We start from the raw sequence: 24,624 nt of genomic DNA on the forward strand, positions 1-24,624 counted from the left end.
TCACATAAAGGAGCGGTTTGACTTGATGCAATTGTTACGAGAGGTAGATTTCAAACAGACAAGATGTAATGCGAGAGATGTGCTGAAGAACTTTCGGCGTTTGGAGCGGATGGCAGGTCGCTCTTTGATAGATATTAAGTCGCCGATTATAACGGATATGCCGAAGGCACCGAAGCATGGCAATAAGGCAGAAGACGCGATTATTCAGATGATGGATATAGAAACGGAGAGAGATGCGATTCTAGCGGCTTTGATGGCTCTTAGTCTGATTAGTCGTCAGATACTCTACTACAGCTTCTGTGTGCCAGATAGCTTCTCAAACTACAGAATTAGCCGTGAAGTGGGTTATTCAGAAAGAAGTATACAACGGATGAAGTCGGAAGCTCTAATAGAGTTTGCAGAAGCATATAAACACGGAAAAATAATTGCTTATAAATAATTTGGCGGTTTTTTGGCGGAATGATGGCGGTTTTTAGACATTTACCAGTGTTATTATGGTAGTGTCGAAAGATTAGGAAACAGGATCGACAAAATAAACGAAGGGAGGCAATCTCCCTCATCGTTTTAAACTTCTTCTTAGATAGACAGCAACTAATTATGAAGAAAAGGATGTGAATTCAACTCCTCCTAAATTCTTCATCGGTTGCTGTTTATTTTGATTAGACAGCAGCACTCACAAAACTAAACATGTTCTTGTCGTCTTTCAACTGCTGCTGTCTATTAATTTATGTATTGGAGGGAAGAAAAATGAAATTATCAGTAGAAGGCACTCCAGAAGAAATACAAGAATTGCTCCAAGCTATTGGTAGTAGCAAGGAGCAAAAGGTAAGTGTTTCTAATTCAGATATTGACGGTATTTGCAATTGTTTAAACAGAGAAAAAATATCTAATCCTTACTAAGAGAAAATATGTTCGTTAATGAATTTCCAATTTTCCTCTGTAGCTCTACCTTGATAATTTTTTTGCAGTTCACAGATGAATAAGGAATCGTTATTATCAAGTACTGTATTTAATTTTTCACACATTTGATTTGGATTCAAATTAGTTTTAACTAACCAAAAAGATTTTTGTAGCTTTATATATGCCCCAAATTCTTTTATTATTTCAAATACTTTATCATACTTTTGCCCTGGGTTATTAAGATCATAACTAATCATGTAGGGTTTATACATGTTGTCTTGCACATCCTTGTTTTATATTTCAGCGGACCACTCGCTGATAAATAAAATTATACGCTTAGTATTTATTTTCACAATATTAATTTATCGTAATAACTTTTGAGTAAATAGAACAAAAAACCTGCACTAGTTTCCGCTAGTACAGGCAGTGACTATATCGGTTGATAATCTAGCATATATTAAAAATAATTGCAAGAAAAGAAATTTATAGTGGTTTATACCAAATTATCAAAGCAATGTTATTTTGTTGCTGTCTATTGTTTTTTAATTATTCACACGATAACTAAAGGTGGGTGAAGAGAAATGATTCCATTAATAATTTCAATTTTTGCGCTCTGTCTTAATGTCTATATGATTGGATTTAAAAATGGGCAAAATAAAAAATAGTAGCAGCCAAGAATAATTTTATAGTGTCACTGTGGCGGAAAGGGTAGACGCTAAGCATGTGTGCTAGGTCAATGCTTCGGCAACCATGCAAGGTTCGATTCCTTGCCAGCGACATTAAATGCCTATGACGGTTACGACTACCGAAAAAAGATCGTTAAGAAGCTATACGGTGCTACGTACGGCAATGTAGTAAGTGTGCTATCTGTACACCACCAAGCTTCGGTCACTGTGGCGGAAGTAGAAGACGCAGCGGTAAATGGCGAGTAGCCTCGTGAGAGCCTGGTAAGTTCTCGTGAGTGGTGCAATCCCACTCCAGCGACTTTAAGCAACCGAGGCATCGGCGGTTTAAAAATATAGGGGTGCGCAATTTCGTACGCGTTTTGTGCATCGTGCAAGTTACTATTACATATTAGATCACTCTTTGAGTGGTCTTTTTATTTTTGCACAAAGGAGGAAACAACAATGTATAGACCACAATACTTAGAACAGAAGTATGAAGTAATCACTGTTCATAAAGGTAATGGCGAAAAAGTATATGAGTATAGAAGACCAATAAAGAGCGATACATATAAACGAAAGGAAAACAATGAAGTTATTCCATTGTATGGCAAAAGAATAGCTAAGCATTAAATAAGATTGCGAAAGGAGACGGAACATGACCGAGGAATTCTATAGATGGCTATTACAGTTGACAAGAGAAGATCGTTTGGTTAAGTTCTATCAGTCTCCTAAATGGCGCAGGCTTAGAGAGAAAGCGATGAAACGAGATCACTATGAATGCCAAGAGTGTAGAAGACTAGGTAAGTATCATAGAGTAGAGAACGTTCATCATATAAAGGAAGTCAAGGATAGACCTGACTTAGCTTTAGATTTAGATAATCTTATTTGTTTATGTGTTGAACATCATAATGAAGTTCATGGCAGATATCTTACAGCATTAGATAAACAAGAGAAGAAGATAGAAAGCTTTGCTAACTTCGATGCAAGTGAAAGGTGGTAAGTGCATGATCATCAATGATAATGGCAGAGAGTATGATACAGAAAAGATTGAAGAGTATTCATCTTATACTCAGGGATTAATTAAACGTTTGATATACGTTCGCTATGTAGGTATTAGGGATCTGTTATCAGATAACTGTTGTAGTAAATACAAAGTGAATCAAGTAAGAGAAGCGTTGAATAAAGATAATAACGTCGAAAGAATAAAAAATGTTTTTGGATATAGTATTGAAGAGATTAATTATTACATTGACTTCGCTGAAGCTTTCATTCCGATGGTGAGATAACCCCCCCTTAAAATAAATCGCAAATTTTTTGGGGGTGATGAAACGGAGGGGGCTGTCAGGAAAAGAGATTTTTTCGAACTTTATCATGAAAGGAGGGCTAAAATGTTTAAAAACGAATTGTCTCAAAATCGCTACAGAGAAAAATTACGCCGCTCTTTAATAAGCCAATTGGAAAGTCAGAAAACAAATATTGAGCCATTCTTAGATAATGTTGATCGTTATATCAGTTTATGGGAAACGGCGATATCACTGGAAGAAGATATATCCGAGAACGGCATTAGACTGGAGAATGGTAAAAAGAATGAATCAGTAGCGTTGCTTGTTTCTGTCAACAAACAAATGGGATTGATGTTGGATAAACTTGCCATTACTCCTGAATTGGTAGGTGAAGCAAATGAATCAATTCCTGAGTTATAAGCATATTGAAAATTGGTTCAAAGCTATAGAAGAAGGCACTATCAAGGTATGCAAAGAGCAATTATTGCTAAAAAATTATCTAGAAGAAAGAGTCTTTACTAGAGAAGATATTTACTTCGATAAGCAGATGGTAGAGGATTCAATCAATATACCAGCACAATACTTTCCATTCGAATTAATTCCGTGGGAAAAATTTCTACAATGTTTTATTTATGGTGTTCGATGGAAAAAAGATAAAACACTAGTGTTCAATAGATATCTTTCATTAATGGGACGTGGTAATGGTAAAACTGGTTTTGCTTCTTGGAACAACTTCTTTCTACTAACCGCTAAACACGGTATTAAAAATTATGATATTGATATCTATGCCAATAATGAAAGCCAAGCAAAGACTAGTTTTGATGATGTATTTAAAGTAATTAAAGATCATCCTGATTTAGATAAAAAAGTATTTAAAGCTACGAAGGAAGTTATTCAAAATATCGCTACAAACAGCAAACTTCGTTATAACACGGCAAATGCTAGAACAAAAGATGGGAAGCGACCAGGTGCAAACCGCTTTGATGAAATTCACGAAAATGAAGATTATTCAATGATAAATGTGGCTACTTCTGGTGGTGGTAAAATTCGAGATTATAGAGAATTTTATGATACAACTAATGGTCATGTTCGTGGTGGTCCGCTTGATGACATTATAGAAGAATCAAAAATGATTCTTTCTGGAGAACTTGGAATTGACAAGGATGGAGCAGAATTTTCTAGTTTGTTTCCATTTATTTGTCGCTTGGATAACGATAATGAAGTTGATGATCCCGACATGTGGGAAAAAGCTTGTCCAACTATTAATTACAATGCAGATTTAAAACGGAAAATGTTTCAAGAATACTCTCAAATGCAACGTAATGCTGGTTTAAGACTTACGTTCATGACCAAACGAATGAACAGACCTATGGAAGATACACGATTTGCTGTTGCTTCATATGATGATGTTCTGCATACGAAAGAAAAAGAATTTCCTGAAAAAATGGATGAAGTGATAGGAACAGTCGATTTTGCTGATAGACGAGATTTTGCCAGCGTTGGGTTGCTAGGAAAATACGATAAAGATGTTTATTTTACACAACATACTTTTATCCACGAATCAGCCCTTCGATTACAAAACATCAAACGAGAGGTTATAGATATTTCTATAGATCAAGGAAAATCACAGATCGTTCATGGAAAAAATATAGAAGCTGATTATATTGTAGGTTGGTTTCTTGAAATGAGTAATAAATATTATATTAAAAAAATCGCTATGGATATGTACCGTGCAAAAATATTGAAGCCCGCTTTAGAAGAAGCAGGTTTTACTGTGGAAATTGTTCGAAGCGGATCTGTTACACATGGTATGTTAAAAGATCTGGTTGATGACCTTTTTATTAATCAACGTTTATTTTTTGGTGACGATGCGATTATGCGTTGGTATTGCATGAATGTATATGAAGAGCATATTTCTAATGGAAATATACGCTATGAAAAAATAGAACCTGAAACTAGAAAAACGGATGGCTTTTTTTCATTCCTTCATGGTTTGAATTTTTTAGATGATATTTATGATTCTGCTCCTGTAACAGTCACAAATAGCTCAGTAGAAAATACAGGAACTGGATTTACTCCTCTAGTATTCTAACTTGAAAGGAGGTGAGAAAGTGGGGATTTTTCAAAAGGCGGTAGGATACTTCACAAAAAAAGCAACGGTTCCTTTAGAAGAATACTTTTGTAAATTGCAAGTTGATTTTGTGTATCGAAAATTTGCGATTGAAACTTGTATTGATTTGATTGCAAATGCGATGAGTAAAGCGGAATTCAAGTCATATGAAGATGGAAAAAATAAAAAGAATGATCTTTACTATAGGCTGAATGTAGCTCCTAATAAGAAAAATAATGCAACAGAATTTAGAAAAAAACTGATCAGGAGATTAATATTCTACAATGAAGTATTGATCGTTTCTCCGTCTAATAATTCTAGCGAAATATTTATTGCGGATAGTTGGGATGTCACAGAATATGCATTGAAAGATGATGTGTTTTCTCAAGTGCAAATTAACAACATAGTCCTTGATAGAGAATTTCTAGAAAGTGATGTTATCTATATAAAATACGCAGATCAACAAATTAGGCAACTAGTCGATGCGTATTATCAAGCGTATGGGAAACTCATTTCTAGTGCCATGAATGTTTACAAGCGCTCTAACGCTCGTAGATACGTACTGAAAGGGAATTTATTCCGACCGCAAGACAATACAACACAAGATCAAATCAATAAAATGATGACATCACAATTTAAGGCTTTTATGGAAGCTGATAATGCAGGTGCGGTATTTCAATTACAAAATGAGTACACATTAGAAGATTTCAGCGGAAACTTCCAAAGCAATTCAAGAGATATAAAAAACTTAATAGACGACATCTTTGAGATGACAGCAGCAGCGTTTCACGTTCCGAAAAACCTACTAAAGGGAGACATGAGTGGGTTATCGGATCAAGTGGACGCTTTTTTAATGTTCGAAATCATACCGATTGCTGAACTTATTCAGGATGCGTTTAACGCTAGTCTCTATGAAGTAGAAGAATACTTGTCAGGGAATTTTGTACGTGTGGATACAACTATGATCAAGATTACTAGCTTCAAAGATTTGGTTGACGCTATTGATGTAGGCATTAGAAATGGAGTATTTACAATCAACGAAGGAAGAGAACGCGTTGGAAATGATCGCTCTGATAAGGCGATGGCAGATGAAATATTTATAACTAAAAACAATCAACAAGTATCGAAAGGAGGTGAGGCGAATGACGACAATGAAAACATTTCTAGCAGTAAAGAATGAAGGCGCAGTACCGCAAATTTTTATTCAGGGATTTATTGGTTCTAGTTGGTTCTTTGAAGGGAATACTGACAAGGGAATCAAAAATATTTTGGATAGTCTAGGTGATCAAGAAGAAATTGAAGTAGTAATTAATTCAAACGGTGGAGACGTATTTCAAGGGATTGCTATTGGGAACTTACTTAAGTCAAATAAAGCAAAAGTTAACGTTGTGATTAACGGCTTAGCCGCTAGTGCTGCTTCAATTATCGCAATGGCTGGCGATACTATAAAAATCTACAACAATGCACAATTGATGATTCACCGCGCTTCCACATACGGAGAAGGAAATGTCGATGACTTCCGTACGATTGCTGACCAACTGGAATCAATTGATAAATCGGTAAAGGCTTCATATAAAACACGATTCAATGGCACAGATGAAGCATTGCAAGAACTTCTTGAAAAAGAATCGTTTATGGATGCAGAAACAGCTTTGAGTTATGGATTGGTCGATGAAATTATCGATGCAGAAAATAGCTCAGGTACTGAAGCTAAAAAAGAACAAAGCGTTGAAGAAATTTTGAATGACGTTAAAGAAAAAAGAGCAGAAAAAATTGCTGCATTTACAGCAGCATTAAATAAAACATTTGGACAAGGAGATGTAAAATAATGACAGTTAAAAATTTAAAAGGTGTAACAGCTGCAAGCGACCAATTGATGAAAGCTTTTAAAGATGGTAACGAAGAATCTTTTAGCGCAGCTATGGTAAGCTTATCTAAGGAAATTCAGGATAAAATTTTAGAAGAAGCAACAGCAAAAAATCAAGATCAATTAGTATTAATGAACCGTGGTCAGCGTGTATTAACTACACAAGAAACAAAATTCTATAACGAAGTAGTGAAAAACGAAGGTTTTGCAGGGGTCGAAGAATTAGTGCCAGCTACTGTATTTGAACGTGTATTTGAAGATTTAGAACAATCTCATCCACTATTGCAAAAAATTACTTTTGTTAACACAACTGGTGTAACAGAATGGATTGTGTCACGTGGAGTCAATCCAGCATGGTGGGGTAAACTTTGCGAAGCTGTTAAAAAAGTTTTAGATAATGGCTTTGATGTAATTAACATGAAGCAGTTCAAGCTATCAGGTTATATTCCTGTATGTAAGGCAATGCTTGATTTAGGTCCAGTATGGTTAGATCGTTATGTCCGTACTGTTTTAGTAGAATCATTGAGAATTGCATTAGAACAAGCAATTGTTGATGGTACTGGTAAAGATATGCCAGTCGGAATGATGCGTGACATGAGCAAACAAACTAGCGGAGAATATGCTGAAAAAAAAGCAGAACCTATTACAGCTTTAGATGCTGTAACTATGGGCGGTTTGATGGCGCGACTATCAAAATTCAATATCGAAGGTGTGAATGATCCGATTTATCGTAATGTGAATCCTTCTGATGTGGTCCTAATTGTGAATCCAACTGATTACTGGTCTAAAGTATTCCCAGCTAAGACTGTACTAACTGCTAATGGAGAATACGTACAAGTATTGCCAGTACCAGTTTCAGATTTGCAGTCAACGGCTGTGCCAGAAGGAAAAGCAGTTATTGGGGTAGCCTCAGATTACTTCATGGGTGTAGGATCTACACTAAAAATTGAAGCTTCAGATGAATACCATTTTGTTGAAGACGAACGCATTTATCTAGCTAAACAATATGCAAACGGTCAACCTAAACGTAACGATAGTTTCATTGTATTAGATATTAGCGCTTTGGGAACTACTACTACAACTACAAAACCAACAACCACAACAACTACAACACAAGCGTAGGTGATCAGAATGAAGTATATTCTTTGTCAGCCGGCAATCAATCGGTTTAAATGGGAGCTTGAAGTTTGTTTAACTAATCTGAAGAAACTAGGAATCAAAGATATCGTATTGCTTTTCAGCAGACACGATGATCAGATTCCTATTTTTTTTGAGAAGGAATATGGTGTTGAAGTTCATGTGTACGATGATCTGCGGGACGACAAAGAGTATATTCCTTCGATTAAACCATATTTATGGTGGAAATATTTAGAAGAAGATCATTCGCGTGAGGACGACCGATATTTCTATATCGATTCGGATGTCATTTTCAATAAAAGAATTAATTTGCGCAAATTGCCTTCTAAAGATGATGTTTGGTATTGTAGCGACTGCTGTAGTTATCTAAGTCTTGATTATATTAGAAGCTGTGAAAACGGAGAAAATATTCTAAAAGATATGGCAAACATTGTAAATGTTACAGTAGAATCTTTGGAAACTATAAACACTAATTCAGGAGGCGCACAGTGGGTTATTAACCGTCCTAAAGCGAATTATTGGAAAAAGGTTTATCTGGATTCTAATCGGCTATATCGCTACCTTAGAGGGCAAAAAACAAATATACAAATCTGGACAGCCGAGATGTGGGCACAGCTTTGGAACATGATGTATTTCAATATTGGTCCTAAAGTTCACGAGGAATTAGACTTTTGTTTTGCTACTGATCCAATAGAAAAAGTTAAAGAAGTAAAAATCTTACACAATGCTGGAGTAACAACAAACGATGAAGATTTATTTTTCAAAGGGAGATACGTGACTTCTACGCCTTTTGATGAAGATTTATCATTTGTAAACAAGAAAAAATGCTCTTACGCATATGTTAAAGCAATTAAGGCGGTGGTTAGATGACGCCTGAACAAGTGACTGAAGAATTGCTAATAGCTGTGAAGGATAATATTTACGTTACCTGGAACGAAGAAGATGAGTCAATTAAAAAGATGATAGCTAAAAATGCTGTTTATCTTCAAAGTAAAGTGAGTACAACACTTTCTTTTTCTCCTGAAAGCTTAGAATACGGATTGCTAATCGAAAGATGTAGATACGACTGGAATCGTGCTTTAGATGAGTTTGAACAAAATTTCGCTAGTGAGTTATTAGGTTTCATTCAACATTATGCGCTACAAGAATATATTGCAGGTGATGTGAATGGCGAATAATCGTAGACTCGAAGAAACATTCAACGATGGTTGGTTAAAGATTTTGACGCAAACTACCAAAAGAAATGAACTAGGAAAAAAGATTGGTGTAGAAGATACAGAAATCACTTCTTTAAAATTTAGAAATCTTTCCATGAGAGATAGTGATATAACAGCTATGGATGCGATGGGATCGAAATTAACTAAGAAAGTAAAGACTCCATTTCATCCAATCGCCAAGAAATTTAATAAAGATCAATATTTTATCGTAATCGATAGTATGCGTTACAACGTTATCTATGCCGATTACGATAATTTTTATATCTATTTTTATCTTGAAAGTGTGGGTGAATATGGTGATTGATAATTCTAAAGAAAAAGAACGTTTAAATAAGCAAATTTCTGCTATCAAAACTTCCTTAGAAGAGCATTTTGGCCTCAAACTCTTTCAAGACTCCGTAGGCGAGGATGAGCTACCTGATGATTTTAATTACTTCATTCTCGAAACAGGAGAAATAGAAATGATCACTGAGCCAAAATATAGCGTGGGTCAAAATCTATATCTAACTTTCTATTCAGAAAATAGAGAAGATTTAACAGGAGACTCACTAGATATTATTTCATTGATTCAAAATCGTTCGATTCGTTTTCAGAGAATGGATCCCAATCATTTAAAACTAGAGAACCAAGATCGCTATATCGATCAATTGGTATTTACGTTTAGACGATTATTGAAGAGTGATTGTCATGGCTAAAAATAGTTGGGAGCTAAAAATAAATGGACATGATGAACTTCTTGTGCGGATGGAACGCTATTCAAGCGAGAGCGAACGACTGATTAACGAAGCATTGAAATCAAAAGGTTCGGCTATTGCAGTGGATAGGATTACAGAAAAAATTCCTGTTTCTGAAGCAGATTTAAGAAGAGGGCACCAACACGCAAAAAATAGTCGTCCACTTAAGACTCAATACATTAATTTGGGTTTCATCATTAGACCTACAAGAAAATTTGAGTATTTAAAATATCCTGATTTGGGGATAGGTACTTCTAAAAGAAATCAGCCGGACGAATTTATGAGAAGAGGATTAGGTCTTGCACTTGATCCAATTACAGAACTTCTGATTCGTCAATTCGATAAATTAAATAAATAGGGGGAACAACAATGGCTAAAACAAAAACTGTAGTAACAACGTTCGATAACGTAAGTATCAAACGAATTGCTTTTAATTTTAAGAACGCAGGAAATGCAATCGCAACGAATTGTAACGGACAATTAGATGGCGAAACAGAAATGCAAACGGTGGTTAAAAAATGTGGAGCGACAGAAGTAAAATCAAAATCTAAACCAATCAATATGACGGTAACAATTACTGCACATGTACCGATGGAAGTTTATCGACGTTTCAATGGGTTGAAACAAGATGGACGTATTAAACCAGGCATTTACTCTTACGGTCCTGATTCCGTAGGCGAAGATTTCTCACTTGCTGCAGAGATCGTGGATGACTTCGAAGAAAATAGAAAGTTAGTTGGTATGTTAGCATGCACTTCGAATACAGGATTAACATTCTCTATTGAAAATGGTGCGGATGAAGTAGCTGCGTTAGAACTAGAAACAAAAGTTATGCAAGATGAATTTGGTAAATTTTATCATGAAGCAATTGTTGCAGAACTTGAAGAAGACTTAACAGATCAATGGATGACGAATCTATCTGCTGATGTGATTAAAAAAACTTCAGTTGTGACAACTACGGCCACTCAATCACAGTAAAAAAAACGGAGGTAGCGAAATGAACGAAGATTACTCAAAAATTGAACTAAACGATGGAACAATTTTGAATTTAGAACCTAAACTGAATATCAAGAAATTATTGATGATCAATAGAGATTTTAACACAGACGAGTTTGCAAAAATGACTGTGGGAAAAGGATCCATGGATATTTCTGTTATTCAAGGTGCAAAGGCTGTGTATATTGCTTACCGCCAAGCGAACATGACTGATTATATTTCATTCGATGAATTTATCGATAAATGGGATTTTGATATGGCTACTGCCAGCTATATTTATCAATTGATGATGTTCAAACAAGCACGCGATGCTTATCAAAAAGAATTTGAAAAAGCAAATAAGGAAAAAAAGCTTCAAAAGTAAAAATTCCAAAGCTCTTAGTTGAAACGTGGGTCGATGTCTATTCGATGTTGACCGACGTTTTTTCTATGCCTTCAGATTTGGTTTTAAGCGATATCTGTTTAGATGACATTTTGCAAATGGCTTACAACAAGAGTGCTTATGAAGGATGGAAAAACTATGCAATAAACCAATCCCAGAAAAACTAAAGAAAGGAGGTAAAAAATGGCTAAAAAGAGAACAGAAGCAGAAGTAACTTTCATAGCTAACGATGACGGATTGAAATCTACGTTAAAAGAAATCAGTGCTGAATTAACTAAAAATAGAGCAGAATTAAAACTAGAACAAGCTCAATTACAACAGACTGGTTCTGAATCAGACAAGTTAGGAAGTAAATTATCTTCTTTAGAAAAGCAGTATGAATTACAAAGTCAAAAAGTTGAAGTAACTAGCCAACGTTTAGCCAATGCGAAAAAATATTATGGAGAAAATTCCACCGAAGTTAAGAAACTTGAAAGAGAACTGATTAATCAACAAACAGCGCAACAACGTTTGTCAAACGAAATTGATAAAACGAGTAATGCACTAGCTCAAGCAAAAGGCGAAATACAGACGTACGAGTCTACAATGCAACAGTTGGATAGCGAACAAAAAAATGTTCAAGCTAGTGCTTCTCTGATTGAATCCGAATACAAAAAATGGCAAGCAACTGCTGGTCAATCAGCTTCTGAAGCCGAGAAATTAGCGAAAGCCCAAGAATATGTTTCTCAACAATCTGAAAATGCGGAGAAAACGATAGATATCCTAAGACGACAGTTAGAAGCTACACAGTCTGAATTTGGCGCTACATCCACAGAAGCAATGCAGATGGAAGCGAAGCTTAATGATGCTGAACGTGAATTTGAAGAGTTAGGACAAGCTGCTAAAAATGTAGATACAACTAACTTGGACGATATCGGAAGCAAAATAGATATGAATAATTTAATGGAAGCTTCTGACGTTTTAAGCGACATTGGCGATAAGCTTACAGAATTAGGGAAACAAGCAGTGGACTCTGCTAACAGTGTAGGTAGTTCCCAGAGTAAGATACAAGCTAATTTTGGTTTGTCTAAACAAGAGGCTGAAGAATTAACGAATGTAGCCAGAGACATTTATTATAAAGGTTTTGGAGAATCGTTAGATCAGTCCACAGATGCATTGATTTTGGTAAAGCGTAATTTAGGAGATTTAAATAATCAAGATTTACAAAATATCACGGAACAAGCTATGGTCCTAGAAAACACCATGGGCGCTGATATGGATGAAACGTTACGTGGTGTAAATGGCTTAATGGTCAATTTCGGCTTGAGTGCTCAAGATGCAATGGATTTAATGGTTTCGGGTACTCAAAACGGTTTAGATAAAACGCACGAATTAGGCGACAATATGGCAGAATATAGCCAATTATGGAGTCAAATGGGATATTCAGCTGATGAAACGTTCGGAATGCTTCAAAATGGTTTAGATGCGGGTGCTTATAACCTTGATAAAGTCAATGACTTAGTTAAGGAAATGGGAATATCGTTAACAGATGGTCGATTTGAGCAAAACATGGATATGTTTAGTGAAAGTACTAGAAAAGCTTTTGAAGAGTGGAAAAATGGCGGAGGAACACAAAAAGACGTTATTAATTCCATGATTCAAGATTTTAGCAATATGGATGGTCAATACGACCAATTAAATAAAGCTTCGACAATTTGGTCTGCGCTTGGCGAAGATAATGCGATGAAAGTTGTCCAATCTTTAACTGATGTTAACCATACATTTGATGATGTTAGTGGATCTGCACAAAAAATGAATGAAGATTCTACTACTCCGTTGCAAGAGTTGAACGGGAAAATAGCTGAATTAAAGGATTCATTAGCTCCTATAGGCAACACAATCATAGATGCACTCGAACCAGTAATTGATTTTCTAGGAAAGATGGCTGATGCGTTTAATAATCTTCCACAACCAGTACAGGATTTCATTGTTGCTATAGGTGGTCTTACAGCAGCATTTGGCATACTGTTACCGGCAATACTAGCCGTGTCATATTTATTTGGTCCGATGATGCTTATAATTGGAGGAATTATAGCTGTTATAGCAGGCGTTATTGTGGCAATTAAGAACTGGGGTGCAATTACTGACTGGTTTAGTGGTTTATGGAAAAAATTTACTGATTGGTTGGGTGATACTTGGGAAAGTATAAAAGACGGAGCCTCATCAGTTTGGGATGGGGTTAAAGAAACCTGGTCTGGATTTGTAGATTGGGTTCAAGATATTTGGCAAGGAGTTTCTGATTGGTTTGGAGAGCTATGGAGCGGATTAGTTGAAGGAGCTTCCAACATCTGGCAAGGAGTCCAAGAAACTTGGCAAACATTCGTTGATTGGGTTTCAAATATTTGGAACGGAGTCAAAGAAGTATGGTCGATTATTTGGGCAGACATTGTAGGAATTGTTCAAATACCATGGACATTAATAACGTCATTGATTCAAGCTGGTATTAATATTATCGTGGGTATTTTTGATGTAGCTGGACAGTTATTGGGCGCAGCTTGGCAAGCTGTTTGGACACCTATTTCTGATTTCCTTAAAAATACTTGGGATACTATGACACAATGGATAAGTATCGCTTGGAATGGGATTGTAACTACATTCCATACTATATTTGATCCAGTAGTGGCATGGTGGAATGGTATATGGACAGCTATTAGTACTACGGCTTCAAATATTTGGAATTCAATTAGTGCAACAGCTTCTAGTATTTGGAACAGTATCAAGAATACAATCACTAGCTTGGTACAAGCAGCTGCTACAGTAATTCAAAATATTTGGTCAACTGTATCTAGTTGGTTAGGTGGAATTTGGAATTCAATCAGCTCTACAGCATCAAATATCTGGAATAGTGTGACTAGTAGTATAAGCAATGCTATAAACGCAGCTAAAAGTGCCATTCAAAGTGTTTGGAATAGTATATCTTCGTGGATTAGCGGAATTTGGAACGGTATCAAAAATACTGCTTTGAATCTTTGGAATGGAATTACAAGCACTATTAGCTCTAAAGTAAACGATGGAAAAAATGCAATTTCAAGCGGTTGGTCCAATCTAACAGGTATTGTTTCCGACATATTCAATAATGTTAAAAGTACAATTGCTAACATATGGGAAGGCATCAAAAAGACTGTTAGCGCTCCAATTGATTGGATTAGAGACAAAATCAGTGGCATTTTTGATAATTTGAATATTTCTATACCACATATTCCGTTACCGGAATTTATCATGGAAGGCAGCTTTAACCCGCTAAAAGGTCAAATCCCCCATTTGCGTGTAAAATGGCATGCTAAAGGAGGTATCTTTACTAAACCAACTTTACTAGGTGGAATGAACGGTGTCGGTGAAGCAGGACCTGAAGCAGTTTTACCTTTGAAAAGATCTGTTTTGCAAGAAATTGGTGATCGTATCTTGAGTAGCACATCAGTTTCATCTAGGGCACAAACGATTCAACCTGTGAATAACTACGAATTCAATTTCACAATTGATGGTAACGCAGATGAGGTTACTATGAAGCAAACAACTCAACAAATCATTGATAGCATTACAAAAATTCAAAATGATAATGCTTCGGCATGGCGTTAAACAGGAGAGTATTTCTCCTGTTTTTTTAGTATTAAAAAGGATGTGAAAAAATGACTGATTGTATACATTCTATAATCGATGGATTTCCTGATTATTTGCATAAATTGGCTTTAGCTGAAAGACCAACCATACCTTCTCCAAAAAGACAGAGAGTTGAAACTTCTGTTTTAGGTAGGTTAGGTGGCTTAGTACAAGATTACTCGTTTGAAGATATGTCGTTTACATTGCACTATAACTATTTAGAGGATGTGGAAGACCATCAAGCGTTCAAGCAATCGTTTTATATCATGCGTCATTGGTTAAACTATGCAAAGAAATTAGAATTCTCTGACGATCCCAACGTCTATTACGTTATCCAGACTATCGATATTGGGGATGCAGAAAACGATATTGTTGAATGGGGAGAGTTCGATGTAAATATTACTGCGAAACCATTCGCAAGAGTTCAAGAAGATGTACCTATAACCGTAGATAAACCACAGTCATTTAACTTGCTGAATAATAGTTTAGAAGAAAGTTTTCCAAAGATTATCATCACTCCTTCAGCTACTTCATGCCAGTTCATCTTAAATGATTATGTGTTTAGTTTCGAAGGCTTAGTAGCAGGAACTGATGTAGTCATTGATAGTGATTTGATGCTTTGCTACGAAGAGCAATCGGACGGAGATATTTTAGATCGGTCCAACAAAATGAAGACCATGCAATATCCGACATTGCAAGTGGATATCAATCATTTTAATTGCACTGGTTTGAGCAAAATACAAATTTATCGTAACGGGTTAAGGTAGGTGAAATAGATGATCGATAATTTAATAACTATTTACGATAAAAATGACGCGAATAATTTAGCTGAACATTTATATGATACGCAAGGTTTAGGCGCTTTGTCAGACTGGTTAACAGCTACTGTTAGCAATAAACTAAACGGAGCCGAGATATTTCAGGGTACTTATTCAATAAACGGAACTAATGCAGATTTGATTGTAGAAGGACGTATTATTCAGTGTTATGTAGATGAAAATCGAGCAAAACAGCGTCTACGGATTTATTATGCAAAAACTTCTGTAATAGGCAATACGATAGAAGTAAAAGCTGAACCTATTTTCAATGATATAAGAAAATCGGTGTTGAATAAATATGACAGCGGAACAGAAAAGATCACTGCTACTCAGGCATGGCAAAACGCAAAAGTTTTAGCGAAACCAGCTATCCCTTCGCAGTTTTCTTTCTCGTCATTAGTAGATACGCTTGCTAATGTGAAGATAGAAAAGGCGAATTTTTTAGAATTCTTTGGTGGAAAAGAGGGATCTATTCTAGATCGATTTCATGGTGAGTTTCTAAAAGATAATAACACATTACGTCATGAAAAAAGTCTAGGTACGGATCATAAAATCAAAGCGATTTATACTAAAAACTTAACTGGTCTTGACTTAGAGATTGATGCTCAAAGTGTTTTAGTTGGAGTTTATCCATTCATTAGCAGCTCTTCAGAAGGAGAAGACGAGATCACTCTACCAGAAGAAGTTATTTTCACGGATTACGTGGATGATTATCCTGCTGGATATGTTTCTTTTGTTGATTTTAAAGACAAAGCGACTGATGTAGCCACATTAAGGGAAGCTGCTAAAGACTGGTTGAAAACAAACATAGATAAACAAAAACCACAAGTGAGTGGTTCGATTGAATTAGTACCATTGAGGCATCAAAGAGGCTATGAAAAATTTGTTGATCTAGAAAAAGTTTCGATGGGTGACGGAGTAGATGTGTATCATCCACAGTTAAAAGTGAATATGTCAGCGAGAATTGTGGAATATACGTTTAATGTTCTAACCAATTCATACGATAAATTAGTTGTAGGAAACGTCAAAACAAACTTCTTAGAAAACACAGAGAATAATGTCAGCAATTTGATTAATGATGCCATTGATCAATTGAAAAACGGTGGCGAAATCAGTGATTTACTCAATGATATTGTAGATCATCAAACTGATATGATTACTGGTCAAAATGGTGGTTATGTTTTATTAGATCCTAAAGAAGCGCCTAGTCGTATTTTGATTATGGACACACCAGATAAGAATACCGCAAGGAATGTTTTACAAATCAACAATGCTGGTATTGGTTTTTCTAAAACTGGCATTAATGGAACATATGAAACGGCATGGACGTTAGATGGCGGATTCAATGCCTCGTTTATTACGGCTGGTGAAATAGTAGGAATTACTATTAGAGGTACTACATTAATTAGTGATGGTGCTGATTATAGAACAAGTATTGCTAATGGCAAAATGACTTGGTACTCAAAAAAAGTTAACAAAGATATTATGGAGCTAGAAGCACGTGATTATGTAAGTGCTGATGCCGGTATTGTATCATACACCATGAAAACTGGTGGTGGTTTCATGATTAGAAATCCACAGGGTAACTTGGTTTTTAGTACGTGGGATAATGGTAATAACAGACCGTTTCTATCTTTTGGTGCGCCCAATTTCAGGTATAGCAATGCTAGTTATGTAACTTCTGGCGACGGTAGTTCTTTAAGCATTAATGGTAGTGCGGGTAACTCATGGGAATTTAAGGTAGCTGGTAGGACTATGAAATTTACTAGTGATGGTATGCTAACGTTACCAGGTTGTTTTTTTGGTTCATGGGAAGATGGGAAACTTGCTAGGTTTGAACAATCAACGGTACAAGTATATAAAGATTTTACTGTTAGAGGTACTAAAAACTCAACTGTACCAACAGAACATTATGGACAACGACTATTGAACGCTTATGAAACTCCAGAATATTATTTCGCTGATTATGGGGAAGCCGTTACAGGTGACAATGGTAAAGTTCGTGTTGATATTGACCCCATGTTTGCTGAAACAGTAAATCTAAGTCGGTATATGACACATGTGACACCTACAGAACTAGTTTTGTGTGCTGTTACTCATGAAGATATTGACCATTTCATCATTGAAACTAGTAAGCCAAACGTATTAGTTAGATGGAATTTAGTGGCACACCGTCTAGGGTATGAAGATATTAGATTAAAAGAGGATACAGCATATGATAGCACAGTGCTTGACCAAAAACGTTTTTAAAACGAAGACAAGGAGGTATATAAATGGCTAGCAGTTTATATAATTTGGCTTTAGATTTCAGCAAAGAATTAAACTACACCAAAGCTATTATGGCTCGTCAAGGTGATAAAGGGATTACGGTGACGGTTAAACCGTTTCTAAATGGCTTGCAGATGGATACGAGTGGCGGAACATTTACTTTAAAAGGAACAACACCATCTAACCGTTACGTAGATAATGTTGCAACTAGTGTAACTAGTGAAGAAGTCACGTTTTCTCTTGATGGCACATTTATGAGTGAAGCAGGATATTATAAACACTGCTACGTAGAATATAGAAAAGACAATCAAATTTTAACAACGCAAGATATCATTTTTTTCTCACTAGGAGTGTCTGACATTTCGCAAGGCCAAGCCGATGAATATGTTTCGCAATTAGAAGAGTTGATTCGAAAGTACAACGAAACTTTTGATGCTTTTATGGCTGAAATCAAAGGTAGAGTGGATAGCTTAAATCAACAGATTACTGATTTAACTGGTCAAGCTAAAACGCTACAAGACAAGTTAGATGCTCTGAAAGAAGAAATTTCTAAGTTAGGTAACTTACAAGTGATGTACAGTAACAGCATCGACTTCGGGGACTATGATTATTCGGAGAACCCGAATTTAATGCCATATATTACAGAACCTTGGGTTGGACCTTTGTTAGGTAATGGACATACAGTTAAAGATAGTGTTAAAAGGGTTATAACTCATACTAAAACTAGAACAGCTAATTCCGGCGACATATTATCGCTTGGCTTAGGTATTCCGTGTACAGCGGAAGCTAATAATAGGTATCTTATAACCACTTTACGACCATCTACGACATACACATTAAGCGTTACTATGAGTGTCGGTTCAGATTGGACTGGAGAGACCAATACTATAGGGGTTAGGCTTAGATATTTAAATGAACAAGGTGGTATAGAACTGCCCATTAATGCATTAATACCAGCAAATGTAGAACGCGATAAAATGGTCACTCATACATTTACTGGTATAACAAAAGATAATGTAACTAGCATAACAAACTGTTATGTTGAAATATTCTCACTTAATAGTGAATATAAAGGAACGGTTAGTGTCAGCTATGACGTTAAGTTAAAAGCACACTACCCTAACTTACTAGATGGCCCTTACTGGTTAGGTAAAGTTCCTTTAGGCGAGAATATTGCTGACCCTACAGTTGTCTTTCCACACAAAACTAGTGAATATATGGTTTATGGTAGACGCAATACAGAAAACTATATCGCTGACCAAACATATACCATATCAATGAAAGCAACTAAACTAACAGTTCAATCGTTTGCCGTGTATATTGCTGCTGGCCGCGTTAAAGTAGGAGACATGAAGCCTACTGAGGGGTTAGCTAATACATGGGAGTTAACTTTTACTGTAACTAAGCAACATATAGATAGTGGGGTAACTAATTATCTGGAAATATACCAATACCCGTCAGCTACAAAAGGAGCTGTTCAAATTGAGTGGCTCAAACTAGAAAAAGGCAATACTCGAACCCCGAATATTAGTGAGTATAAATATCGTGGTACTGGTATGCGTGATTCAAACAATCCAAAAGATTATGTTTGGGATCTAGCACCAGAATATGTCGAAGATAATTTGGCCACAGATATTAAAATTTCTGAAATTACTGGTAAAGCAAACAATTATACCGATGGGAAAGTATCGGAGATTAATTCGCAGTTGACTGCTTCAATTAATGAAGTAGACACCACAGCTAAGGATGCTCAAACAAAAGCGAATGCTAATGCGACTGCTATAGATGAATTAGACAATAAGATCGATGAACGCATTAATGATACAGCTACTACCACATTAACAGTTACAAACGGGAATACCGGATCAGCAAAGCTTTATCGTGAAGGAAAAACAGTTTCTATATATTTTGTGGCTTTAAACGGAAAAAGCAGTGGTGGAAATGATTCAACGATACTAACAATTCCAGAAGGCTATCGGCCACCAATTAGTTTTGAGCAACTGGTTGGCTCGATAGACCGTTCTACTTTGAACAGTGCTCAGTTATCTATTGGTGCAGATGGAGCCATTAAATGGCGAAGAAACTCAAGTTATGGATCGGATTATACCTTTGCAATTACTTACACGATTTAGAAAAGCGTGAATCGATATGAAGGCAGCATATAGACCAATTGAACCTTACGGATTCGAGCAAATCATTGTGAATGATGAAGAACATTTACCGGAAGAATGCACAGAAGTCGAACCACCGATTCCAAATTGGAAACCGAAATTCAATTACTGGGAGGGAAATAAATGAAAAACATTTGGAAATATGGACGTACTGGCGGAGAGTACGCAGGAAAAGTATTGGACGACATGCTTGTATCCGTTCCTTACACAGATCAGCCACCGCTTGAAGGAATTCGTGCTGATGGCGAACCGTTAACAATCGCTGATCAAATGTTTGATCCTAAATTGAATCAATGGATTATTTTAGCGAACGCACTAGATCACAACGATTTAAACAATCTCAAAGCAATGTATGAGTCGTTAGAAAATGAGAACGGCGATTTAAAACAGATCAATGCCAAACTCATGCTAAGCGATGTAGCAATTAAACAGGAAAATACTGCATTGAAAGAAAAAGCGGATAGTTTAGCACAAATCAATTCAAAAATGATGCTTGCTTCGTTACAAAATAGCAAAGACATTTCAGAAATTAAAGAGCAACTAAATCCAGCTTCAAAGGGAGGTGAGTAGTATGTTTAGTTTTAGCGATGTGAAAATGATGTATGATTGGGGCTGTTTCACTAACGAACAAGTAATGGTTTTCGTTCCGTTGTGCATTACTGAAGAAAAAGCAGATAAAATCATTAGCAAAGAAGAGAGCGCATCTTAATTGATGTGCTTTTTATTTTGATTCAAGGAGTTGTCACATGATTAATTTAGGGGAATGGGGAGCGATAGCAGGATCAATAACCGCTATCGTTTCTTTGATTTTATTAGTAATAAAACCAATTACTGCATCTTTCTCGAAGATTACTGAGACTCTTTCAAAAGTAAGTCACAATTTAGATTTGCTGACTAAAGATTTAGAATCGAGCAAATCAGATCGATTGATGATTCATGAAGAACTAAAGAAACACGATGAAAGATTAGATACACATGCAGAAAAATTGGTAGAACACACGCAACAAATTAAAACTTTATTTAGGGAGAGAAGAAAATGAATAATAAAACGTTCGAAGTACTAAAATGGTTCGCACTGGTAATTATTCCCGCACTAGCTACTTTCGTGGGGTTAGTTGGTAAAGCGCTCAATTGGCAGTACACAGATATCTGTGTTGTCATCATTACTGGTTTTGGCGCGTTTTTAGGGAGTGTGTTGGGTGTATCAAATCGAACCTACAAAATGTTCTCGGCTGAAAGCGAAGAAGGAGGAAACAAATGAAAAAGAAAATTACTATTACTGCGATGAGCCTGTTAACGGCTCTTTTTTTATTACCCATTAATACGTTTGCTTATACTATTAATGACGAGTATAATTTAGCGCCGAATCAAGGAGACTCCAGATTAGCAATTCCTAACAAAATTATTTTGCACGAAACTGGAATAGATGCACCAGCAAGAAACGTAGCCGCCAACATGAAAAATAATTATAACGGAAGCAATCCTTATACTACAGATGTTATTGGTGACGGTGGGATTGTTTACCGTGTGGGTGAGCAAGGATATGTTTCGTGGGGAGCTGGTAACGCTAATCCTTATGCGCCTGTACAGATTGAATTACAGCGCACATATGATAAAGCATTGTTTGAAAAAAACTATCGAGCTTATATTGAATATACAAGAGATAGTGCAAAAAAATATGGAATTCCATTGACTCTTGATCAAGGAACTTCTTTATTTACAAAAGGAATCATTTCTCATTTGTGGGTGACAAATTATGTTTGGGGGAACCACACAGATCCATATGGTTACTTATCGCAAATGGGAGTTAGCAAAGAAAAGCTTGCTTATGATTTAGCTCATGGATTTACCGATGAAAATCCAACAACTTCTGAAAACAAGCCTGTCATTGATCCAACACGAGCTGGTGCAGCTAATCCTACGCTGACAGATGGAACAAATCACGCCCACATTGATCAGTTTGGGGAAATCGAAAACGCAAACTTGCATGTGGCTGGATGGCACATTGCTAACTATAAATACGAGTATATTTTCATTATGGACTACAATACTGGGAAAGAATTAGCTCGAGTAAGAGCTGATGGAATTTATAGACCAGATGTAAACCAAGCTTATAATACTTCTGGAAATGTTGGTTATCATGTATCTTTCAATATGCGTAATTTTCCTAGTAAGAAAGTCTATGTAATGATGCGGGCAACGAATGATCCAGAGGGAAACACTAAAGGCGGTGCGCAAGATTTCCATGACAAACGTTGGTATTTAAATATTCCTAAACGATAAAAATAGCTCCTCGTTGAGGAGCAGTACATAACTATATTGACAACTATAAAAATTATTCGATAAAATAGTGATGTTATCGCATATCTTCACTATCACCCATAAATAGTCACACTCCAAGCTATGCGATAACAGGTTTGTTGCCACACATTCTACTGGTTGATTGTTTATGGCTTTATGTGGCAACAACCAGTACCCTTAGCTCAGTTGGTCAGAGCAGACGGCTCATAACCGTCCGGTCGTAGGTTCGAGTCCTACAGGGTACATTAACGTAGCCATTTGAATCGTTCTGTGTTAGAATTTTTTTGAAGAGTATTATACAAGCTAAAGCTTTTCTTCATTGCCACTCAAATGAGTGGCTTTTTTATGTATCCTTTTATGGATTAATGAAAGGATGTTTCACATAGTTATACTTCTGTATATTTGAAAAGTTTTACTTTGATTTTTAAATAGAAAGACATTTGGGTTAAATTGTGAGATAATAATAAAGAAGAGTTTAAAGCGCACCCCAAACCACTTCCCCATAAGTGTGTTACGCTTTAAACTCTTTTATATTTGAAGCCATTAAAAAGCATACCATATTTTTGAAAAAAAGTGAGAAAAAAGGCTTACAATTGGAGTGGTAGTTAATTAGTGACTTATTTTTGATTTTATAGCACTGATACTATAAAATATAGATATCATCATATTACACAATCTTAATACTAACTTAAAAAATATCTCCTTTCACAAGTATGGTGATAAAATTCGTTCCGGGCTACCTTTTTAGGTAGCCTACTTTAATCTTTATACCTTTCTGGATCAACGAAAGTATACTTTATATAGTCATAACGCCGATGATCGCTACGTGCGTCCGGCACGTCAGTCATGAATCGGCTACACTAGACTAGACAGAAAAAATAAGGTGTGTAGAATAATAAAAAACACACTGGAGGATTTTTCATGTCAAGACGTCAACGAAGAACCTATTCAAAAGAATTCAAACAACAAATCGTCGATCTCTATCTCGCTGGTAAGCCTCGCGCAGAAATTATTCGAGAGTATGAGCTTACGCCTTCTTCTTTCGATAAATGGATGAAGCAAGCACAATCAACGGGCTCATTCAAAGAAAGAGACAACTTAACACCAGAACAAGCAGAATTGATCGCACTAAGAAAGAAAAATAAGCAACTCGAAATGGAGAATGATATTTTAAAGCAAGCGGCGCTGATATTCGGACGAAAAGACAAGTAATTGATGCCAACAAGCATAAATATTCCATATCAGCGATGTGCAAAATTCTAAATATTTCTCGTCAAACCTACTATTATCAAGCGAAACCGATCGAAAATGAGTCCGACTTAGAAGAGATCGTTCAGGAAGAGTTTATTCGAAACCGAAAGGCTTACGGTACCCGAAAATTGAAGAAGTGTTTAGCAAAGCGTGGGCTTCAACTCAGTCGGCGCCGAATCGGTCGAATCATGAAACGCCGCGGATTGACATCTACCTATACGATCGCTCATTTTAAAGGGCAACGAACAGCTTGTAATGAAGCGAAAACAGCGAATGTATTAGATCGGACCTTTACACAAGAACAGCCATTGGAAGCCATCGTTACGGATCTTACTTATGTTCGCGTGGGGAAAAAGTGGCATTATATCTGCTTAATACTTGATTTGTTTAATCGAGAAATTATTGGTTATTCCTGTGGTGAGAAGAAAGATGCCTCATTGGTAAAAGAAGCCTTTGGACGGATACCGTATTCTTTAACAGACGTCAAGCTTTTTCATACAGACCGGGGAAAGGAATTTGATAACCAAACCATTCATGAGATTCTGAATGGTTTTGGAATTACTCGTTCATTGAGTAGGAAGGGTTGTCCGTATGATAATGCCGTTGTGGAATCAACCTATAAATCTGTCAAAGTAGAATTCGTGCATCAATACCAATTTGAGACACTGGCACAGCTACGTCTAGAATTGTTTGATTATGTGCATTGGTGGAACTATCTACGCTTACATGGCACGTTGGCGTATGAAACACCGATCCAAATTCGACAACAGAGATTGGCGAAGCGAATCCTTGATAATGAGCGCGGATCTGATACCTCTGGAGAGGCAGCGTAATTGAATGATTGTGCTTCTGCCGGAGAAAATCAGATCCGAGGATGCTCATTGTCAA

31 protein-coding genes, 1 tRNA gene and 1 pseudogene are annotated in these 24,624 nt (G+C 36.3%); 31 read left to right on the forward strand and 2 right to left on the reverse strand.

The genetic code is table 11. The features are described from left to right. Positions 1-25 precede the first annotated feature (25 nt). Together ACIFUW_RS04005 and ACIFUW_RS04010 are read left to right on the forward strand one after the other, a co-directional pair. Positions 26-439, forward strand: a complete 414-nt coding sequence (locus ACIFUW_RS04005; RefSeq protein WP_002286542.1) for an ArpU family phage packaging/lysis transcriptional regulator — start codon at positions 26-28, stop codon at positions 437-439. A gap of 308 nt (positions 440-747) precedes the next feature. Next, positions 748-900 carry a hypothetical protein gene (locus ACIFUW_RS04010; protein ID WP_002296602.1) on the forward strand — a complete coding sequence of 51 codons (153 nt, stop codon included), beginning with the start codon at positions 748-750 and terminating at the stop codon, positions 898-900. Here the strand turns inward: ACIFUW_RS04010 and ACIFUW_RS04015 are convergent. Then, on the reverse strand, positions 897-1,172 hold the full coding sequence (locus ACIFUW_RS04015) for a hypothetical protein (protein ID WP_002300143.1): 276 nt from the start codon (positions 1,170-1,172) through the stop codon (positions 897-899). The genes ACIFUW_RS04010 and ACIFUW_RS04015 overlap by 4 nt on opposite strands. 495 nt (positions 1,173-1,667) lie before the next feature. Between ACIFUW_RS04015 and ACIFUW_RS04020 the strand changes: the two genes are divergently transcribed. From ACIFUW_RS04020 to ACIFUW_RS04155, 28 genes are all read left to right on the forward strand, one after another. Then, entirely contained in the window at positions 1,668-1,832 is a 165-nt protein-coding gene (locus ACIFUW_RS04020) for a hypothetical protein (protein WP_002296601.1), read from the forward strand. Between the two features lie 195 nt (positions 1,833-2,027). Beyond that, complete coding sequence (locus ACIFUW_RS04025) at positions 2,028-2,195, forward strand: thymidylate synthase (protein ID WP_002296600.1); 168 nt, start codon at positions 2,028-2,030, stop codon at positions 2,193-2,195. A gap of 25 nt (positions 2,196-2,220) precedes the next feature. After that, on the forward strand, positions 2,221-2,565 hold the full coding sequence (locus tag ACIFUW_RS04030; protein ID WP_002286540.1) for an HNH endonuclease: 345 nt from the start codon (positions 2,221-2,223) through the stop codon (positions 2,563-2,565). A 4-nt stretch (positions 2,566-2,569) separates the two neighbouring features. After that, positions 2,570-2,851 carry a hypothetical protein gene (locus ACIFUW_RS04035; protein WP_002296599.1) on the forward strand — a complete coding sequence of 94 codons (282 nt, stop codon included), beginning with the start codon at positions 2,570-2,572 and terminating at the stop codon, positions 2,849-2,851. 102 nt (positions 2,852-2,953) lie between these two features. Further along, a complete protein-coding gene (locus ACIFUW_RS04040; protein WP_002286538.1) occupies positions 2,954-3,268 on the forward strand; it encodes a P27 family phage terminase small subunit in 315 nt (104 codons plus the stop codon). Next, positions 3,246-4,940 carry a terminase TerL endonuclease subunit gene (locus ACIFUW_RS04045; protein ID WP_002286533.1) on the forward strand — a complete coding sequence of 565 codons (1,695 nt, stop codon included), beginning with the start codon at positions 3,246-3,248 and terminating at the stop codon, positions 4,938-4,940. Before ACIFUW_RS04040 ends, ACIFUW_RS04045 begins: the two co-directional genes overlap by 23 nt. 19 nt (positions 4,941-4,959) lie before the next feature. Continuing rightward, positions 4,960-6,138, forward strand: a complete 1,179-nt coding sequence (locus tag ACIFUW_RS04050; RefSeq protein ID WP_002286530.1) for a phage portal protein — start codon at positions 4,960-4,962, stop codon at positions 6,136-6,138. Further along, a complete protein-coding gene (locus ACIFUW_RS04055; protein WP_002286527.1) occupies positions 6,101-6,787 on the forward strand; it encodes a head maturation protease, ClpP-related in 687 nt (228 codons plus the stop codon). The genes ACIFUW_RS04050 and ACIFUW_RS04055 overlap by 38 nt, the downstream gene beginning before the upstream one ends. Then, positions 6,787-7,947, forward strand: coding sequence for a phage major capsid protein (locus ACIFUW_RS04060; protein WP_002286525.1), 1,161 nt, complete (start codon positions 6,787-6,789; stop codon positions 7,945-7,947). Before ACIFUW_RS04055 ends, ACIFUW_RS04060 begins: the two co-directional genes overlap by 1 nt. Before the next feature lie 9 nt (positions 7,948-7,956). After that, the gene (locus ACIFUW_RS04065; protein WP_002286524.1) at positions 7,957-8,832 is read left to right on the forward strand and encodes a hypothetical protein; all 876 of its coding nucleotides are present in this window, start codon (positions 7,957-7,959) and stop codon (positions 8,830-8,832) included. After that, positions 8,829-9,140 (forward strand): hypothetical protein, encoded by a 312-nt coding sequence (locus ACIFUW_RS04070; RefSeq protein WP_002286523.1) that lies wholly within the window; start codon positions 8,829-8,831, stop codon positions 9,138-9,140. Before ACIFUW_RS04065 ends, ACIFUW_RS04070 begins: the two co-directional genes overlap by 4 nt. Then, a complete protein-coding gene (locus ACIFUW_RS04075) occupies positions 9,130-9,483 on the forward strand; it encodes a phage head closure protein (protein WP_002286522.1) in 354 nt (117 codons plus the stop codon). The genes ACIFUW_RS04070 and ACIFUW_RS04075 overlap by 11 nt, the downstream gene beginning before the upstream one ends. Then, positions 9,473-9,874, forward strand: a complete 402-nt coding sequence (locus ACIFUW_RS04080; RefSeq protein WP_002296598.1) for a hypothetical protein — start codon at positions 9,473-9,475, stop codon at positions 9,872-9,874. The genes ACIFUW_RS04075 and ACIFUW_RS04080 overlap by 11 nt, the downstream gene beginning before the upstream one ends. Beyond that, the gene (locus ACIFUW_RS04085) at positions 9,867-10,271 is read left to right on the forward strand and encodes a hypothetical protein (RefSeq protein WP_002286516.1); all 405 of its coding nucleotides are present in this window, start codon (positions 9,867-9,869) and stop codon (positions 10,269-10,271) included. Before ACIFUW_RS04080 ends, ACIFUW_RS04085 begins: the two co-directional genes overlap by 8 nt. Positions 10,272-10,282: 11 nt before the next feature. After that, positions 10,283-10,891, forward strand: coding sequence for a hypothetical protein (locus ACIFUW_RS04090; protein ID WP_002286512.1), 609 nt, complete (start codon positions 10,283-10,285; stop codon positions 10,889-10,891). A gap of 19 nt (positions 10,892-10,910) precedes the next feature. Beyond that, the gene (locus ACIFUW_RS04095; RefSeq protein ID WP_002286510.1) at positions 10,911-11,273 is read left to right on the forward strand and encodes a hypothetical protein; all 363 of its coding nucleotides are present in this window, start codon (positions 10,911-10,913) and stop codon (positions 11,271-11,273) included. A gap of 2 nt (positions 11,274-11,275) precedes the next feature. Next, positions 11,276-11,458, forward strand: a complete 183-nt coding sequence (locus tag ACIFUW_RS04100) for a hypothetical protein (protein ID WP_002305377.1) — start codon at positions 11,276-11,278, stop codon at positions 11,456-11,458. Positions 11,459-11,474: 16 nt separating this feature from the next. Beyond that, positions 11,475-14,906, forward strand: coding sequence for a phage tail tape measure protein (locus ACIFUW_RS04105; protein WP_002348716.1), 3,432 nt, complete (start codon positions 11,475-11,477; stop codon positions 14,904-14,906). Between the two features lie 50 nt (positions 14,907-14,956). Beyond that, on the forward strand, positions 14,957-15,694 hold the full coding sequence (locus ACIFUW_RS04110) for a phage tail protein (protein WP_002286500.1): 738 nt from the start codon (positions 14,957-14,959) through the stop codon (positions 15,692-15,694). Between the two features lie 9 nt (positions 15,695-15,703). Further along, entirely contained in the window at positions 15,704-17,995 is a 2,292-nt protein-coding gene (locus ACIFUW_RS04115; RefSeq protein WP_002286497.1) for a phage tail spike protein, read from the forward strand. A 23-nt stretch (positions 17,996-18,018) separates the two neighbouring features. After that, the gene (locus ACIFUW_RS04120; RefSeq protein ID WP_002286495.1) at positions 18,019-20,145 is read left to right on the forward strand and encodes a hypothetical protein; all 2,127 of its coding nucleotides are present in this window, start codon (positions 18,019-18,021) and stop codon (positions 20,143-20,145) included. A 16-nt stretch (positions 20,146-20,161) separates the two neighbouring features. Beyond that, on the forward strand, positions 20,162-20,311 hold the full coding sequence (locus ACIFUW_RS04125; RefSeq protein WP_002290627.1) for a hypothetical protein: 150 nt from the start codon (positions 20,162-20,164) through the stop codon (positions 20,309-20,311). Then, positions 20,308-20,754 (forward strand): hypothetical protein, encoded by a 447-nt coding sequence (locus tag ACIFUW_RS04130; protein ID WP_002286491.1) that lies wholly within the window; start codon positions 20,308-20,310, stop codon positions 20,752-20,754. The genes ACIFUW_RS04125 and ACIFUW_RS04130 overlap by 4 nt, the downstream gene beginning before the upstream one ends. 1 nt (position 20,755) lies before the next feature. Continuing rightward, on the forward strand, positions 20,756-20,893 hold the full coding sequence (locus tag ACIFUW_RS04135; RefSeq protein ID WP_002296594.1) for an XkdX family protein: 138 nt from the start codon (positions 20,756-20,758) through the stop codon (positions 20,891-20,893). A gap of 37 nt (positions 20,894-20,930) precedes the next feature. Next, positions 20,931-21,224 carry a hypothetical protein gene (locus tag ACIFUW_RS04140; RefSeq protein WP_002286686.1) on the forward strand — a complete coding sequence of 98 codons (294 nt, stop codon included), beginning with the start codon at positions 20,931-20,933 and terminating at the stop codon, positions 21,222-21,224. Continuing rightward, positions 21,221-21,445, forward strand: coding sequence for a phage holin (locus tag ACIFUW_RS04145; protein WP_002286683.1), 225 nt, complete (start codon positions 21,221-21,223; stop codon positions 21,443-21,445). The genes ACIFUW_RS04140 and ACIFUW_RS04145 overlap by 4 nt, the downstream gene beginning before the upstream one ends. Beyond that, entirely contained in the window at positions 21,442-22,467 is a 1,026-nt protein-coding gene (locus ACIFUW_RS04150; RefSeq protein WP_002349643.1) for a peptidoglycan recognition protein family protein, read from the forward strand. The genes ACIFUW_RS04145 and ACIFUW_RS04150 overlap by 4 nt, the downstream gene beginning before the upstream one ends. A 189-nt stretch (positions 22,468-22,656) precedes the next feature. After that, a tRNA-Ile gene (locus ACIFUW_RS04155) sits at positions 22,657-22,730 on the forward strand. Positions 22,731-23,243: 513 nt separating this feature from the next. Here the strand turns inward: ACIFUW_RS04155 and ACIFUW_RS04160 are convergent. After that, a pseudogene (locus tag ACIFUW_RS04160) lies at positions 23,244-23,333 on the reverse strand (DUF5960 family protein); the annotation flags it as partial. Positions 23,334-23,406: 73 nt separating this feature from the next. Here ACIFUW_RS04160 and ACIFUW_RS04165 point away from each other — a divergent pair. Next, positions 23,407-24,569, forward strand: a protein-coding gene (locus tag ACIFUW_RS04165; RefSeq protein WP_087046766.1) for an IS3-like element ISEfa8 family transposase whose coding sequence is annotated in 2 segments (ribosomal slippage) — positions 23,407-23,683 and positions 23,683-24,569 — 1,164 coding nt in all. Because the reading frame shifts where the segments join, the coding sequence is not laid out codon by codon here. The last annotated feature ends 55 nt before the right edge of the window (positions 24,570-24,624 follow it).

Source organism: Enterococcus sp. PLH-Efm8 (assembly GCF_053011625.1).